This window comes from Bacillus carboniphilus (assembly GCF_039522365.1).
GTDB classification, from domain to species: Bacteria; Bacillota; Bacilli; order Bacillales; family JC228; genus Bacillus_BF; species Bacillus_BF carboniphilus.
The window spans coordinates 221,361-236,100 of record NZ_BAAADJ010000004.1 but is presented as its reverse complement, the minus strand read 5'-3'; the positions used below and the strand labels follow the sequence as shown (position 1 = coordinate 236,100).

Below are 14,740 nucleotides of genomic sequence, written 5' to 3'. Positions count from 1 at the left end.
CGTTTTTTATCATTTTGGTCGACTCGGGACCAGTTTAAACATGTGGGACAGGGTTCCTGTCCCCCTGTCCCTGTGGTTAAATAGAGTTAAAGATGTTGTTTTGGAGGGAGATGTTTGTATGAATTTAGCTAGGTTTCCTAGACGACGGTATACACCTACTTTTACACCTATTGAGCGGTTAGACCATTTGAGTGATGCCTTTGGTGGACCGTCTATTTATTTTAAGCGAGATGATTTGTTAGGTCTTGCAGGTGGCGGGAATAAGACACGGAAGCTTGAGTTTATTATTGCGGACGCTTTGGAGAAGGGTGCCGATACGATTATTACTTGTGGAGGCATTCAGTCGAATCACTGCCGGTTGACATTGGCTGCTGCGATTAAAGAGAAGCTGAAGTGTATTTTGATTTTGGAGGAAAATTTAGATAGTGACGGGGCGGAACCAGATTTTAATGGGAACTACTTTTTGTATCATTTAATGGGTGCCGAGAATATTAAGGTGGTGCCGAACGGGACAGACTTGATAGCTGAGATGGAGAAGGTGGCTGAGCAGGTTAAGGCTGAGGGGCATTCACCTTATGTAGTTCCAGTGGGTGGTTCGACTCCTGTTGGCGCATTGGGTTACGTAGCTTGTGCGCAGGAAATTTTGGTGCAGTCCTTTGAACAAGGACTTAATTTTGACTCGGTTATCTGTGTGAGCGGAAGTGGTGGCATGCAGGCGGGGTTGATCGCTGGTTTTTCCGGTAGTCAAAGTGGTGTTCCGGTTGTTGGTGTGAATGTTAGTAGGGGCAAGGCTGAGCAGGAAGAAAAGGTATATAAGCTCGTGGAGGAAACGGTGTCGCATCTTGGTTTGGAAGTGCCGACTCCGCGGGAAGTAGTAACTTGCTTTGATGAGTATGTCGGACCAGGTTATGCGCTGCCAACACCGGAGATGGTTGAGGCGGTTAAGTTAATCGCTAAAACCGAGGGAATCTTGCTCGATCCTGTGTACACCGGGAAGGCGCTAGCAGGTGTCATTGATTTAGTTAGAAAAGGTTATTTTAAAAAAGATCAAAATATCCTGGTTGTGCATTCAGGAGGTTCCCCGGCGTTATATGCCAATGCTGGGCTGTTCGGGACAGGGGGACAGGTTTAGTGTCCCACCTCCCGCGCCATCACGCCAGTTCTAAAAAATTCTGAAATCATTTTGATGCAGGATTTTTTTACTTTGTGTAGAAAATGATGAGGAGAACCTCTAACCATTGCAAAAACTCTCTTTTTTCTGCTTTCTTTGCCCCTGAAAAACCCCTTTGATTAACTATTCATTTTCCCATTTGTAATCCAGCTTATTATCCGTTTTTCCACAAAAAATTCTGCGAGGTGATCCCCAAAATGCCGCGTAAACCCCGCCGTAAAAGCACGACTGGTATCTACCACATCATGCTTAGAGGCATCAACAAACAAATCATTTTTGAGGATGATGAGGACCGTTATCGGTTCCTTTGGACAGTCAAAAAATATAAGAGTGTCTGTGAATACGAGGTTTATAGTTACTGTTTGATGGATAATCATGTCCACCTTTTAATCAAGGAAGCTTCGGAACCCCTATCGACTGCTATTCAGCGCATTAGCTCCAGCTATGTTCATTGGTACAACGGGAAGTATGAGAGAACCGGCCATTTGTTTCAGGAGAGGTATCGGAGTGAAGGGATTGAGACGAGAGACTCCTTTATGCGTGTGCTGAGGTATATTCATCAAAACCCTATGAAAGCTGGGTTGGTTAAGAGTGTGTTTGAGCATCAGTGGACTAGTATGTATGAATACATTCGTGAGGGAGATTTAGTAGAGAAGGACAGGGTTTTCCAATTATTCTCCCACAATTCTAGAGAGGCAATGAAGAAATTTAAAAGTTACATGGAGATGGAAGAGGAAAGGCAGGGACAATTCTTAGGTGATTCTGTTCCTGTATTGTTACCTGACAGTGAAGTAATTCAATTTTTGGCGAAGCTTGGTGTTTCAGACGTAAGTAAGCTACAGCAAATGAAAGCCGAGGAGAGAAACTCGATATTGGGGAGGTTGAAAAATATAGAAGGTATTTCAATCAGACAATTGGCCAGAGTAACGGGAATCTCAAAAAGTGTAATTGGGCGTGTGGGACAGAGGGACAGGTTTAGTGTCCCAGATAAATTAAACTAATTTACAGATATCAATTATGCTAAAATATAAAAAAGGGGATTTTAACAAGGGGTAATTATGAGAGTTTTACGCTTTTTAGTGATTTTTAGTATTTTAATTGTGGTTGTTATTTAGGAGTTTGGCCATGCCATTTAGGGTGTGGCTTTTTATTTTGCTAGAAATCCACTAAAAAAAAAGAAAAGGCTACCATTAAAATAATGATAGCTCTCTAATTTTAAGGTTCAATTATATTATATATAACCCAATCCACCTCAGAATCCTTCTTCAAGAGAAAGGTAACTTCTTGAATCATCGGAGAGCTGCCTCCCTCGAAGCTCTCTTCAAATTTCACAAAAACTTCAGCGGTATCTCCATTCACCTTTTCATTGATTTGTAAAATTTTCAGTTCGGGTGGGAAATCAATATTCGGTACATCCCAACCCAACTCCTCTGAAAAATAAAGCCGAGCCTGCTCATATTCACCAGCGTTGACATGAGCAAATAGGGCTTGTACTGCCTCCTCAGGTGAGTCCGAATCAAATGCTAATACTGCCATCCACATTCCAATCAAAAGTATTAACAAGATAATCGGGAGTGGGGACCTCTTTTTAGGCTGGTCAGCCGTGGTCTCGACGGTTGCCTGCGGGTTACCGTCTGCTGATAGGTAGATATTTTCTTCTATAACGACTGTTTTTCTTTTTTTCTCCATCCTCTGTTCACCTTTCAAAATATAAATGGTAATGCAGGGCACAACCTGGATTGAAGCTCGCTTTACAATGCGGGCAAGTGGAGCCACAATTTCTGTATTCATGAATAGTTATTTCCGTTCCACAACTGCCGCAAAGAATTGCTCTCTGGTCAAACTCTTCTTCCTTCCAAACTTCCGGCTCGTGCCCGGCTATCTCTTGATGGCAATGATAACACGGGTAATAGGTATCACAGCACTTGAATTTGATGGCGATAATATCTTTTTCGCTATGGTAGTGTTTGCAGCGAGTTTGGTTGTCGGTGACGGCTCCTTTTATGTTAATTCCATGGATGTTCATTTTATTCCTCCTATAGAGAGAGTGGGTGGGAGTGGGACAGTGAACCTGTCCCCTCTGTCCCACGAACCCGAGCCCCTCTTTCCTACCCCGTGTAAAATATTTTACATCTATTTGTCTGAATTTTTTGTATTATGGTCCCATTGAGGTTAGTTTGGCCAAGTCTTGGATGACGTAGTGGTTTCTGACCTTATAGATGTGCCCTTCTTCTATGAGTGCTTTGATATGGTTTGCGACCGTTACCCTAGTGGTTCCGATGACGTTAGCCAGCTCCTGGTGGGTGAAGGAGACTTGGATTTTGATTTTTTTTCCGTCTTCGGATTCACCATAGGTTAGGCCAAGTTGAGCTAGTGTTTGGCAGAGTCTGTAGTATGAGGAGCTGTAGGACAGGTCCAAGGAATGTCTATATAGCAACCTCAGTTTTAGACTCATCATTTTAAAGAGTTGCTCTGAATATAGCGGGTTTTCTAGAACTTTATTTTTAAAAAGATCAGCTTTAATTCGAATCAACTTGGTGGGGCTTGCTGTGATGGCATTTGCGTAATAACCGTGATCTAGAAAGACGCTACTTTCACCGAGAAGACCATTTTTACCAATGATGGCGATTGCTTTTTCTTCTCCAAGGTCAGATAAAAGGTATAGGCGAACCCGGCCTTCTTTTACAAGATAAATGTGGTCCGTGGGTTCATGGCAATCAAAAACGGTGTCGTGCTTTTGATAATGGAGTTCTGTTCCGGTTGATTCAAGTGCAGACCAGTCAAACGGAAGAGGATCTAGCCATGGGGAAAAATATGAGTGTTGCTCTTTAAAGCTAGTAGAAAATGTATTCATAGTAAGTCCTCCAAAGGATGCAAATTGAAAGGAGTGGGAGAAATGGAATCATTCCCATTTAAAGAATTTAGAAAACGCTTTCCGATTTTATCTGAAAAAATTCAGCTTTCATCCTGCTCGCAAAGTGCTTTGAGCATAGATGTTCAACAGGCCATTCAAGAGTATATGACCTCTTGGCAAGAGCATGGGATGGATTGGGGAGGTTGGATGGAGGCTGTTGAAGAAGCCCGCCAACATTTTGCAACCTTAATCCATGCAGATGTAGAAGAAATCGCTGTCGTCTCTTCTGTCTCGCACGCTGCTTCCTCAATCGCGACGAGCTTGAATTTTACAGATGAAAGAGGCGATATTGTTTTAACCGATATGGATTTTCCGTGCATCGGGCATGTTTGGTTATCGCAAAGAGACCGTGGTGCTAACATTAAGTTTATTTCGTCAGAGAACCACGAAATTCCTCTAGGATCCTATGAATCATCCATTGATGAACGAACTTTATTAACATCCATTTCACACGTTGCCTATTACAACGGCTTTGAGCAAGACCTCAAGAGTATTGCTGACATTGCTCATCGAAATGGATCTTATCTTTTCGTGGATGCTTATCAATCTGCGGGGAACGTTTCGATTAACGTAAAAGAAAGTGGAGTAGATTTTCTAGCGGCCGGGCTCCAAAAGTACTTATTGGGGATTCCAGGATTAGCTTTCCTTTACATTAAAAGAGAGGTGGCGGACCGGATTTCGCCACGATTAACAGGGTGGTTCGGGCAATCCAACCCATTTGCATTTGATATTAAAAATGTCGAGTACGCAGGTGGAGCAAGGCGATTTGATTCTGGAACCCCACCAATGATTAACGGATTTGCTGCGAAGGCGGCGCTAAAACTCATTTTAGAAGCAGGGATGGAAAAAATAGAGCCGTATTTAAAAGAGCTTTCGCAGTACACGATTGACTATGCGGAAGAAAAGGGACTTACTATTTTAAGCCCAACTAATGTTGTTCATAAAGGTTCCAACACAGCCATCTACGTCCCAAATGCGTCAGAAGTCGAACAAACACTAAAGGAAAAAGGAATCATCGTCTCAGCCAGACAAGACGTCATTCGAATCGCCCCGCATTTCTACAACACAAAAGACGACATCAAAACGGCGGTCGATGCACTGCAAAAAATCCTAGTTGGGACATAGGGGACAGGAACCTTGTCCCAGAGCTGTGGTGGGACAGCGGGGACAGGAAACCTGTCCCACATCCTGGCCGAAGTAATCAAAACAAAGGGGGAAATCATATGTCAAACAGGGGTAATGTTCAAAAGCTTGAGTTTTACGGTGGCGTTCCAGTGTTGCTCGTTCCATTTTTCGTCATGATTGTGGGGATCTTGTGGTTGGGCTTCGGTGGAATGGCACTTCCGGAGGCGTTTTGGCCGATGGCTTTAGCAGGTATTCTGGTAGGGTTAATTTTAGCCAAGAACAAAAAGCAGTTTGTCGACGCGCTTGTGGAGGGGATTAGCTCATCGATGCTGGCTATCATGTTACTAGCCTGGTTTCTAGCGGGAATCATGGGGAAATTGCTGAATGAAACAGGCATTATTGAAGGCTTGGTTTGGGGATTTTTGAATTTAGGGGTTACAGCAGCTTGGTTCCCATTAATCACCTTCGTTTGTGCAGCCATTTTATCATTATCAACAGGAACAGCAGTTGGAACACTGATTGCAACGAGCCCGATTCTTTTTCCGGTTGGTTATGCATTAGGTGCCGATCCTTTGCTGCTTGTGGGAGCTATCATCGGTGGATCTTTTGTGGGGGACAATATTGCTCCGATTTCTGATACGACGATTGTTTCTGCGTTCTCACAAGGAACAACTGTTGATAAAGTTGTGCGTTCACGGATCAAATATGCATTAGTAGCGGCTGGATTCACACTCGTCGCCTATGTAATCTTTGCTTTTACAACACCTGGTGGTGAAGCTGCGCAAGGTATGGCAGAGCTTGACCCTAAAGGTCTCGTGATGTTACTGGTTCCAATCCTACTAATCTTTTTAATGCTAAAAGGCCATCATTTTGTTACTTCGTTGCTATACAGTACTGCGGTTGGATTCATATTAGGGTTGGTCATGGGGCTAATTACGTGGACTGACATTTTAAGCTTGAATGCAGCAGAATTCAGTGCTGGCGGAATTATCATTGGCGGTGTAAACGGCATGGTTGGAGTCGCCGTTTTTACAGTGTTTTTGATGGGGTTAATCGGAACACTACAAAAGGGTGGCTTCATCGAGTGGTTGATGGAAAAATCGGAGAAGTTTGCGACGACACCGAAGCGAGCGGAAATAGCGATTGTGTTTGTGGCCTTGTTTACAAATGCGTTGACTACGGCAGGAACACCAACGATGGTAATGCTTGGACCATGGGTTCGCCGTTTAGGGCATAAGCATAAAATCACACCGTGGCGCAGAGGAAACTTGCTGGATGCTTGTTCGACAACAATTATCGGCTTCCTCCCGTACAGTGTGGCGGTATTGATTCCGTTTGCATTTGTGGGTGGAACCGTCACTGATTATGCGGGGAACTTCTCACCAGTTGGTGCAGTGCCATTTGTTTTCTATTGCTGGGCATTAATGCTAGTCATCATCTTTGCGGCCTTCTCGGGATGGGGAAGAGATTTTATTGGGGATGATGCGTTTAAGGAAGAGAAGGAGATTTTGGTTAGGGAGAATCAATCTAGTAGTATACAAGGGTGAATTAGAAACGGGGGATAGGTTCCCTCGTTTCTTTTTTACTGAATTTGGTAAGATTATAGAAAAGGGACCAAGGGACCGCATATACTAAAGTTGATAATCTGGTAAAGGTTGTGGGCAAATGTCCAACGAAAAACTAGTGAGGATTTTTGATAAACAGGCCAAAACGTATGAGAGAAGAAGAAGACAGCGTGCGGATCGAAAGCCGCGGGAAAATCTAATTCCATTTGCTAAAGGAAAAGTGTTGGAGGTAGCCGTAGGGGCCGGAGCCAATTTTCCGTACTATCCTACAGGTGTTGAAGTAACGGGAGTAGATTTTAGTGGGGAGATGCTGGGAAAGGCTAGAGTTGCTGCACGTGAGGAAGGGGTCTCGGCCGATTTCATTCAGTCAGACGTGGAGACTCTATCGTTCCCTGAACACTCCTTTGACACCATCGTCTCCACCTTATCCATGTGTGGATACGAAGACCCAGTGAAAATATTGAACTTATTCAACAAGTGGTGTAAGCCGGGTGGGCAAATCCTATTACTGGAACACGGAATCAGTTCCAACCGCCTCCTTGGATCTATACAAACACTTTTAAATCCCGTATATCGAAGGTTCGTTGGCTGCCACTTTAACCGTGACATCGTTCAACTGCTACAACAATCCGACATTCAAATAGACAAAATCGAACACCAAATGCTAGGAATCATGCATAAAATTTGGGCGAAACCCAGTGGGACAGAGGGGTGTTGTGGTGGGACAGAGGGGACAGGAACGGTGTCCCACACTAAAGAAAGCACTAAATTCAAATGATGAGTTTGGTGCTTTCATGTTTAGCAAGCTATTCCTCATCACTTTCAATACACTCCATCAACACATCACACTGAGGACATCGCTTATTCGGGATAATCTCCAAGCTTAACTCACTTACTTCACAATCTGGGCAGTAATATTCATTCATGCTGATTTCCCCTTACTTTTTTTCTTACTGTACCGACGTTACTATTTTCTAAATATATCATTTTTTGATAGTTACGTATATTCAGTTTTGGTGGGACAAGGTTCCTGTCCCCGGTGTCCCGCCGCAGCGGCCCGGTGTCCCACTTCCTTAAAATTTGTAAAAATTTGACGATAAATGAATTACTATCAATTTATTAAAAACGGAAACTTGAAGTGGGACACTAAACCTGTCCCCTTGTCCCGCGAAACACGAAACTTGTCCCGGAGGAGGTACCCCATGACGAAGGATCATGATGAACAGAAGACGAAGCTGAAGGTTATTCAGTTTGATAAAGATAGAAATACATTGATTGAAACGACTCAACCTAAGGAGACGTTTGCGGATATTGGAGGGATGGAGGAAGTGAAGAAGAAGGTTCGGATGAATTTTATTCTTCCTTTGCAGAATCCTGAATTTTTTAAAGCGTATGGCCGTGAAGCGGGAGGGAGTTTGCTGTTGTACGGACCTCCTGGGTGCGGGAAGACTTTTTTAGCGAAAGCAATTGCTGGCGAGATTAACGCGAGTTTTCTTCATGTGGAGTTGCAGGCGATACTTGGCATGTACGTAGGTCAGAGTGAGCATAATCTCCATGACCTTTTTGAAAAAGCCCGCGAGCAGAAGCCTTGTGTTCTTTTTATCGATGAGTTGGATGCGATTGGTGGCAGTCGTCAAAGTATGAGGCAGCACCATGAACGGATGTTGGTGAACCAGCTTCTTGTGGAACTAGATGGACTGAGCTCCCACAACGACGGGGTCTATGTTATTGGAGCAACGAACACTCCATGGTACCTTGACCCTGCGTTAAGACGACCTGGACGTTTCAACACCATGCTTTTTATTCCACCTCCAGCGGAAGAGGAGCGCGAACTGATTCTTTCTTTAAAAACAAAAGATAAACCACAGGAGTCTTTAAATTTGAAAAAAATTGCTAGTAAAACGCAGCATTTTTCAGGTGCGGACTTACAGCAGTTGGTTCAGGATGCAATTGAAATGGCGTTGCAGCGCTCATTAGAGAAGGGTGAGCTTCAGCCGATGACGGACAGTGACCTCACTTCATCACTCAAGAACAGAAAGCCAACCACATTGGAATGGTTTTCGACTGCGAAAAACTACGCCACTTTTAGCGATGTAAACAAAGACTACCAGCTCGTGTTGGATTATATAAAGGAAAATAAGGTTCGATAGGAGTGAAATGTCGTGAACGCAGATATGCAAATCTCCCAATTTAATAGAATTGAGCAACTGTTGGAATGGAATCGTCATAAAGAAGCGATCAAGGAGGCGGAGGAATACATCCATCTGTACCATGACGATCCTGATGGGTATGCCATTTTAGGGAAAATCTATTTAGAAAAAGATGAATATGCCAAGGCGCTTCATTGGTCGCAAGAAGGACTTCGAATGGACCCTGAAAATAAGCTTTCTTGGGAAGTGAGAGTGTCTACCTTCTATGAAAAAGAAGATTGGAAAGCGTGTAAAAAGGCACTGAACGAGGCTTTAGCGTTATATCCTTATGAAAGTTTCTTTTATTTCTTGAATGGGAACCTTTATATGAGGACCAAGAAATTTGAAGAGGCAAAAGAATCCTTTGAGCGGGCATTGGATATTCGGCCGGACAACGGTGTGTATTTGGCGAACTATAGTTATGCTTTAGCTTTACTTGGAAACGAGGAAGCGTCTCTCGAGATTGAAAAACAAGCCCTGGTAGAGGAGCCAGAAAACGCCTATGTCTTCATGTATTTGGCTTGGTCAGCTGACCAAAGAGGGGATTTCGATAAAGCGCACCAATTCCTAGCCAACGCCGTCCGACTTGACCCAGAAAATGCGCAAATCCGAAGAGAATATCTCGAAATCCTGCAAAAACAATACAAAATCTATCGCATTTTCCTGGCCCCATCCAGACTTTTATCCAAAATGAAGCCATGGCAAGCATTGATCCTGTGGTTCGGGGCGTGGATTGTGTTTAAGCCATTGATTCTAATATTTATTATCCTATATGTGGCAGCGCACTGGGGAACAAAACTATTGGTGAACTGGAAGGTGTTTAGTTAGGGACAGGGGGACAGGTTTTGTGTCCCACCCCCAAGGTGGGACAAGGTTCCTGTCCCCCTTGTCCCTACAAGCTTTCCTGGGACAGAGGTTCCTGTCCCCTCTGTCCCTTTCGACTAGAAAGGAAGACTCCTGCGAAAATTAGGATTAGTCCTCCGATTGCCAGAGGAGGGATGGATTCGCTGAGTAGGAACCAGCCCCAGAACATGGCTGTGATTGGTACGAGATAGGTTACTAGGGTTGCAAACTCGGCGCTTCCTTCTTGAATCATGTAATAGAATAGTAAGTAGGCGAGTCCTGATCCGAAAACTCCGAGACCGATCATGGCAAAAAGCGAATCCCATGACATCATCTGTTGTATTGGGAAAAATGAGTCTGTCAAGGCCATAATGACGAGGCTTCCCAATGCACCTGTCAGTAACGTCATCAATGCGATGACCATGACGCTTACACCTTGCAAATGCCTCTTTGTATATTGAGAGCTAAATCCATAGCAAACCGCGGCTAAAATCATGGTTCCCATTCCAATTAAGTCCTCTTGAAACAATTGGGCTATATTTAAATCTATTAAAAAGAAGATCCCCACAAAACCGATTAACACCCCAGCCCATTGTCTAATCGTTAAAGCCAACCCGAATATAAGAACTCCTATTATACTAGTGAAAATTGGAGTTGTTGCATTGACCATAGAGGCTAAAGCACTTGAAATTCTAGTTTCACTAATCGCTATCAATCCCCACGGAATTAAGGCATTCGTAACCCCAACGATCGCCAATGATTTTAGTGGCATGCTCTTCCAATCTATTTTCTTTTTCTGTATCAAAATAATAATGGCTAATGTTAAGGCCCCTAAGGTACATCGAACAAACACAATCCCCCAAGGTCCAATTCCCTCAACCATAACCTTTATAAAATAAAACGACATTCCCCATATCAAACTTAATGTAATTAAAGCAACATATAACCTCATCTGTTCTCCTCTTTTCACCTGCAAATCAATGGAACTAGTATATCACGGTAGCTGACAACAGTGGGTACTTTTTGAAATAGGGTACTTGCCCCCGGTTTCCATCCATTGCTATCCTTCGTTATAATGACATAAGATATGACCAATTGAAATTCGCTATCGTTTAAAAAAGTTAAATCCATTGATAGAGGAGCTTTTACCATGACAAAATTTATTGGCTATGTTGGAACGTATACAAAACAGGAAAGTAAAGGAGTCTACCAGTTCACGCTCGATACCGAGAAAAAAGAGATTACTGATGTAAAGCTAGCCGCTGAACTGGACAACCCTACATATGTGACCGTGAGCAATGATAATCAACACCTGTACGCTGTGTCGAAAGAGGGAGAAAACGGGGGAGTGACGGCTTTTTCAGTACATCCTGAAACAGGGGAGTTAACCAAGCTGAACAGCCAGACTTCCGCAGGTTCACCTCCTTGCCATGTTAGTGTGAACCGCAACAATAGCAATGTGTTATCAGCTAATTATCATACAACAAAAATTGAATCCTATATGACGAATGAAGATGGATCGCTTAACCCTGCCATTTCTGTTATTGAGCATGAGGGATCGGGTCCACATGAAAGACAGGAAAAACCTCATATGCATTTTGCGGGATTTACTCCTGATGAAAAATTTGCAATTGCTGTGGATTTAGGGACAGATCGGGTGATTACATACGCTGTCGACAACGGAAAATTAAAAGAAGCTCAAGTTTTACAAACGAAGCTTGGAAGCGGGCCAAGACATATTGCGTTTCACCCGAATGGTCTGTTCGCTTATGTTATGACGGAGCTAAGCTCAGAGGTGGTAGCTCTTCGTTATGATGAAAAAGATGGAAGTTTTAAAGAACAACAATACATCTCAACGATCCCAGCGGATTTTGAGGAGACAAATGACGGTAGTGCCATTCATATTTCTTCGGATGGAAAATATGTTTATGCTGGTAACCGTGGTCATAACAGTATTGCAGTGTTTAAGGTCAATCCGGATTCCGGCCAACTAACCTTCGTAGAATGGACATCTACGGAAGGAAACTGGCCACGTGATTTTGTTCTGGACCCTTCCGAAGATTTTCTCGTCGCAACCAATCAAAAATCAAACACCATGACTCTGTTTAGTAGAGACCAGTCAACAGGAAAGTTAGCGTTACTTCAGTCCGGCGTAAAAGTGCCGGAGCCTGTTTGTGTGAAGTTTTTGAATAAATAAGGGAAAGTAGCAAGGCTTTTTCTGATTGTTAAAGGACTTTTAGAAAAATAGCATTTATCGACGGTATTTCTTCGGATTTATTTCGAGGAGACACCTTTTTATTGTGGAAATGGGTATGTGGGGGGGAAGTTTGATTGGGGTGGAAAAGATTGATGTACCGCGATGTGCGAAAATCCTGTTTATTGTGCGATAATTTAATAAAAGGTGCGAATTTTCTAAAAATGTGCGAACGCAACCATCTTATGTGCGAATTCAAATAATTTAACAAAAATCCGGTTTCGGGGACAGTTTTGGAACCTAATTCCTCCGCTCCTCATAAATCTTCATTCCAAATAGGATTTTTCCCACCTTTATAGAATATTTATAGTAAAAAACTACTATTTCAACTAAAAATCAGGGAGGTGGATAATGGGGGACTTAATCAGCATTTACGGACTGTGGTTTCTGCTTTCATTTTTTCCATTATCCACAGATGAACCAATCATAGATACTACACAAACATACACGTACGAAATCATGGTTGAAGATCTCCAGGAGCTTCAACATGTTTATCCCACCATTCTTTCCTATCATTCCATTGGAAAAAGCCATTACAACCGCGAAATTTTCGCTGTTCGATTAGGGAAGGGGCCGAACCCGATTATCATTACGGGCAGTCATCATGCTAGAGAGTGGATGAGCACGATGGTTGTGATGAAGATGATGGAAGAATATGCGAAAAGCTACAGTCATAATACGGTCATTGGCACGTTTAAGGCGAGCGATATTTTGGAGGACAGTACGATTTGGTTTATCCCGATGGTGAATCCAGACGGTGTTACCCTTCAGCAACAGGGACTTTCAGCTTTTCCAGCTAGCGTGCATGCGGCCCTTATAGAAATGAATGACGGTAGCGATGACTTTACAAGGTGGAAGGCCAATGCCATAGGAATAGACTTGAATCGTCAATATCCTGCAAACTGGGATGCTCCATCTGATGTGACAGAACCCTCTTGGATGGATTATAAAGGGGAGTTTCCGTTCCAAGCTCTAGAAGTGCAAGCTGTACGGGATTTTACGGTAAAAATTAAACCGCAAATCGCGGTCGACTACCACACGTCTGGTAGAATTCTATACTGGTATTTTTACAATGATGACGAACGGGATCTGGCGTTGGCAACGGAATTTCAAGATAAAACAGGGTACAACATGATTGATCCTTCCGTTGAACCGACTGGGAGAGGGTATACAGACTGGTTTATCCAAGAATTTGGATTACCCGGGTTTACACCAGAAGTAGGGGAGTATGTAGAGGACGAGCATGTCCCACTTGAGGATTTTCCGGAGGATTGGGAACGAAATAAAGAGATTGGTCTTTGGTTAGCGGCAGAGAGTGATGATTTTCAAAGAGAAGAAACCGTTCCTTTTAACGAAAAAATCCGGATTACGCATGCAGAACAGCTCTATTCAGAACCCTCATTCCTAAATACGGAGAGAGCAACACTGTCTCCGCAAATCGTTCAGGCTTATGAAAAGAGCGGGAATTGGTATCATGTCTATACCTATTTAGGAGAAAAGTGGATTCACATTCCGAATAGACTGAAATACTTTCCAGAATGGACCATCTTAGATTTTTTGCGGGACAGGGGGGACAGGTTCAACTGTCCCGTCAAATGACGGGGCAGTGAACCTGTTTTTTGTTTTGGTTTCTGTTGTGGGACAGTAAACCTGTCCCCTATGTCCCACTCACGGATTCACGCTCCACCAGGTCTGCATCGATGATGATTTTTTCTGATGGGGTGTTTTTGTTGTTTAGGTGGGTGATGATTCGGTTGATGGCGTATTCGGCCATTTCGTCTTTTCGGACACGCATAGTAGTGATGGGTGGGTCTGAGAAGACGCTATGCGTTACATCGTCGAAGCCGATTACGGAACAGGTTTCTGGTACGTTTTTGCCTTTTGCCTGTAATTTTTTGATTAAGTCATATGCGGCTTTGTCGTTATTGCAGATGAAAGCTGTTGGTAATTCTTCGCCTAGTTCATAGTCTATTTCATTTTTATGGTCATCACGTTCTTTTATGATGTACTCATCGTTTAAGTCGAGGTCATGTTCGTAAATGGCTTTGCAGTATCCGAGATATCGATCCATGATACTTTTCGTCGTTTTAATGTTACCGATAAATCCGATTTCTTTGTGACCTTTGTTTATCAAATAGTTCGTGGCTAAGTAACTTGCCTCAAAGTTGTTGGTTACGATGCTATCAATATCTAAGTCTCTGATGGTGAAGTCAACTAACACAATAGGTAGTTGGTACTTCATCATTTCTTTTATATAATCCTCTGGAAACTCTCCGAGAATGACTAGCCCATCTACTTTGTATTCCTTGCAGATAGTGGGTAGTGTTAGGTCTTCAATTTGATTGTCGCTTACAACCGATAATATCAAATTGTATTGATGTTCATCCGCAACTTGTAGTAAATGTTTATAGATGCCCACATAGAAATTTTCGTCACGTTCTAGGAATATATCCGATGCAATGACCCCGATATTGTTCGTTACGCCTGTTTTTAACGTTTTTACACCAGGGTTGTAACGATACCCGAGTTGGTCTGCAACCTGAAGGACCTTGTTTTTTACTTCCTCCGAAATATCATCCCTGTTGTTAAACACTTTTGAAACCGTAACCGTACTGACGCCAACAATATCTGATATATCTTTCATCGTCACCTTTTTATTCATCAAACGCACCTGCCTAA

14 protein-coding genes are annotated in these 14,740 nt (G+C 43.0%); 9 read left to right on the top strand and 5 right to left on the bottom strand.

Going from position 1 to position 14,740, the window contains the following annotated elements:
- The first annotated feature begins 118 nt into the window (after positions 1-118).
- Both cuyA and ABDZ91_RS02375 read left to right on the top strand, forming a co-directional pair.
- Positions 119-1,132, top strand: coding sequence for a D-cysteate sulfo-lyase (cuyA, locus tag ABDZ91_RS02380; protein WP_343795990.1), 1,014 nt, complete (start codon positions 119-121; stop codon positions 1,130-1,132).
- Positions 1,133-1,368: 236 nt separating this feature from the next.
- Positions 1,369-2,172, top strand: coding sequence for a transposase (locus tag ABDZ91_RS02375; protein WP_343795988.1), 804 nt, complete (start codon positions 1,369-1,371; stop codon positions 2,170-2,172).
- Between the two features lie 214 nt (positions 2,173-2,386).
- Here ABDZ91_RS02375 and ABDZ91_RS02370 read toward each other — a convergent pair whose 3' ends face one another.
- From ABDZ91_RS02370 to ABDZ91_RS02360, 3 genes are all read right to left on the bottom strand, one after another.
- Positions 2,387-2,860, bottom strand: a complete 474-nt coding sequence (locus tag ABDZ91_RS02370; RefSeq protein WP_343795986.1) for a hypothetical protein — start codon at positions 2,858-2,860, stop codon at positions 2,387-2,389.
- Between the two features lie 7 nt (positions 2,861-2,867).
- On the bottom strand, positions 2,868-3,197 hold the full coding sequence (locus tag ABDZ91_RS02365; protein WP_343795984.1) for a CHY zinc finger protein: 330 nt from the start codon (positions 3,195-3,197) through the stop codon (positions 2,868-2,870).
- Between the two features lie 129 nt (positions 3,198-3,326).
- Complete coding sequence (locus tag ABDZ91_RS02360) at positions 3,327-4,025, bottom strand: Crp/Fnr family transcriptional regulator (protein ID WP_343795982.1); 699 nt, start codon at positions 4,023-4,025, stop codon at positions 3,327-3,329.
- Between the two features lie 42 nt (positions 4,026-4,067).
- Between ABDZ91_RS02360 and ABDZ91_RS02355 the strand changes: the two genes are divergently transcribed.
- The 5 genes from ABDZ91_RS02355 (at position 4,068) to ABDZ91_RS02335 (ending at position 9,792) form a co-directional block, all read left to right on the top strand.
- Positions 4,068-5,210 (top strand): aminotransferase class V-fold PLP-dependent enzyme, encoded by a 1,143-nt coding sequence (locus ABDZ91_RS02355; RefSeq protein ID WP_343795980.1) that lies wholly within the window; start codon positions 4,068-4,070, stop codon positions 5,208-5,210.
- A 98-nt stretch (positions 5,211-5,308) separates the two neighbouring features.
- Positions 5,309-6,757, top strand: a complete 1,449-nt coding sequence (locus ABDZ91_RS02350; RefSeq protein ID WP_343795978.1) for a Na+/H+ antiporter NhaC family protein — start codon at positions 5,309-5,311, stop codon at positions 6,755-6,757.
- A gap of 118 nt (positions 6,758-6,875) precedes the next feature.
- Positions 6,876-7,553: a class I SAM-dependent methyltransferase gene (locus ABDZ91_RS02345; protein WP_343795976.1), complete on the top strand. Its 678-nt coding sequence runs from the start codon at positions 6,876-6,878 to the stop codon at positions 7,551-7,553.
- A gap of 424 nt (positions 7,554-7,977) precedes the next feature.
- Positions 7,978-8,925, top strand: a complete 948-nt coding sequence (locus ABDZ91_RS02340; protein ID WP_343795974.1) for an ATP-binding protein — start codon at positions 7,978-7,980, stop codon at positions 8,923-8,925.
- Positions 8,926-8,937: 12 nt separating this feature from the next.
- Positions 8,938-9,792 (top strand): tetratricopeptide repeat protein, encoded by an 855-nt coding sequence (locus ABDZ91_RS02335; protein ID WP_343795972.1) that lies wholly within the window; start codon positions 8,938-8,940, stop codon positions 9,790-9,792.
- 64 nt (positions 9,793-9,856) lie between these two features.
- Here the strand turns inward: ABDZ91_RS02335 and ABDZ91_RS02330 are convergent, their stop codons facing one another.
- Entirely contained in the window at positions 9,857-10,759 is a 903-nt protein-coding gene (locus ABDZ91_RS02330) for a DMT family transporter (protein ID WP_343795970.1), read from the bottom strand.
- A gap of 198 nt (positions 10,760-10,957) precedes the next feature.
- On the opposite strand from ABDZ91_RS02330, the gene ABDZ91_RS02325 reads away from it, so the two are divergent.
- Positions 10,958-12,004: a lactonase family protein gene (locus tag ABDZ91_RS02325; RefSeq protein WP_343795968.1), complete on the top strand. Its 1,047-nt coding sequence runs from the start codon at positions 10,958-10,960 to the stop codon at positions 12,002-12,004.
- Positions 12,005-12,412: 408 nt separating this feature from the next.
- Complete coding sequence (locus ABDZ91_RS02320; protein ID WP_343795966.1) at positions 12,413-13,660, top strand: M14 family zinc carboxypeptidase; 1,248 nt, start codon at positions 12,413-12,415, stop codon at positions 13,658-13,660.
- Between the two features lie 58 nt (positions 13,661-13,718).
- Here the strand turns inward: ABDZ91_RS02320 and ABDZ91_RS02315 are convergent, their stop codons facing one another.
- On the bottom strand, positions 13,719-14,723 hold the full coding sequence (locus ABDZ91_RS02315; RefSeq protein WP_343795964.1) for a substrate-binding domain-containing protein: 1,005 nt from the start codon (positions 14,721-14,723) through the stop codon (positions 13,719-13,721).
- Positions 14,724-14,740: the final 17 nt, after the last annotated feature.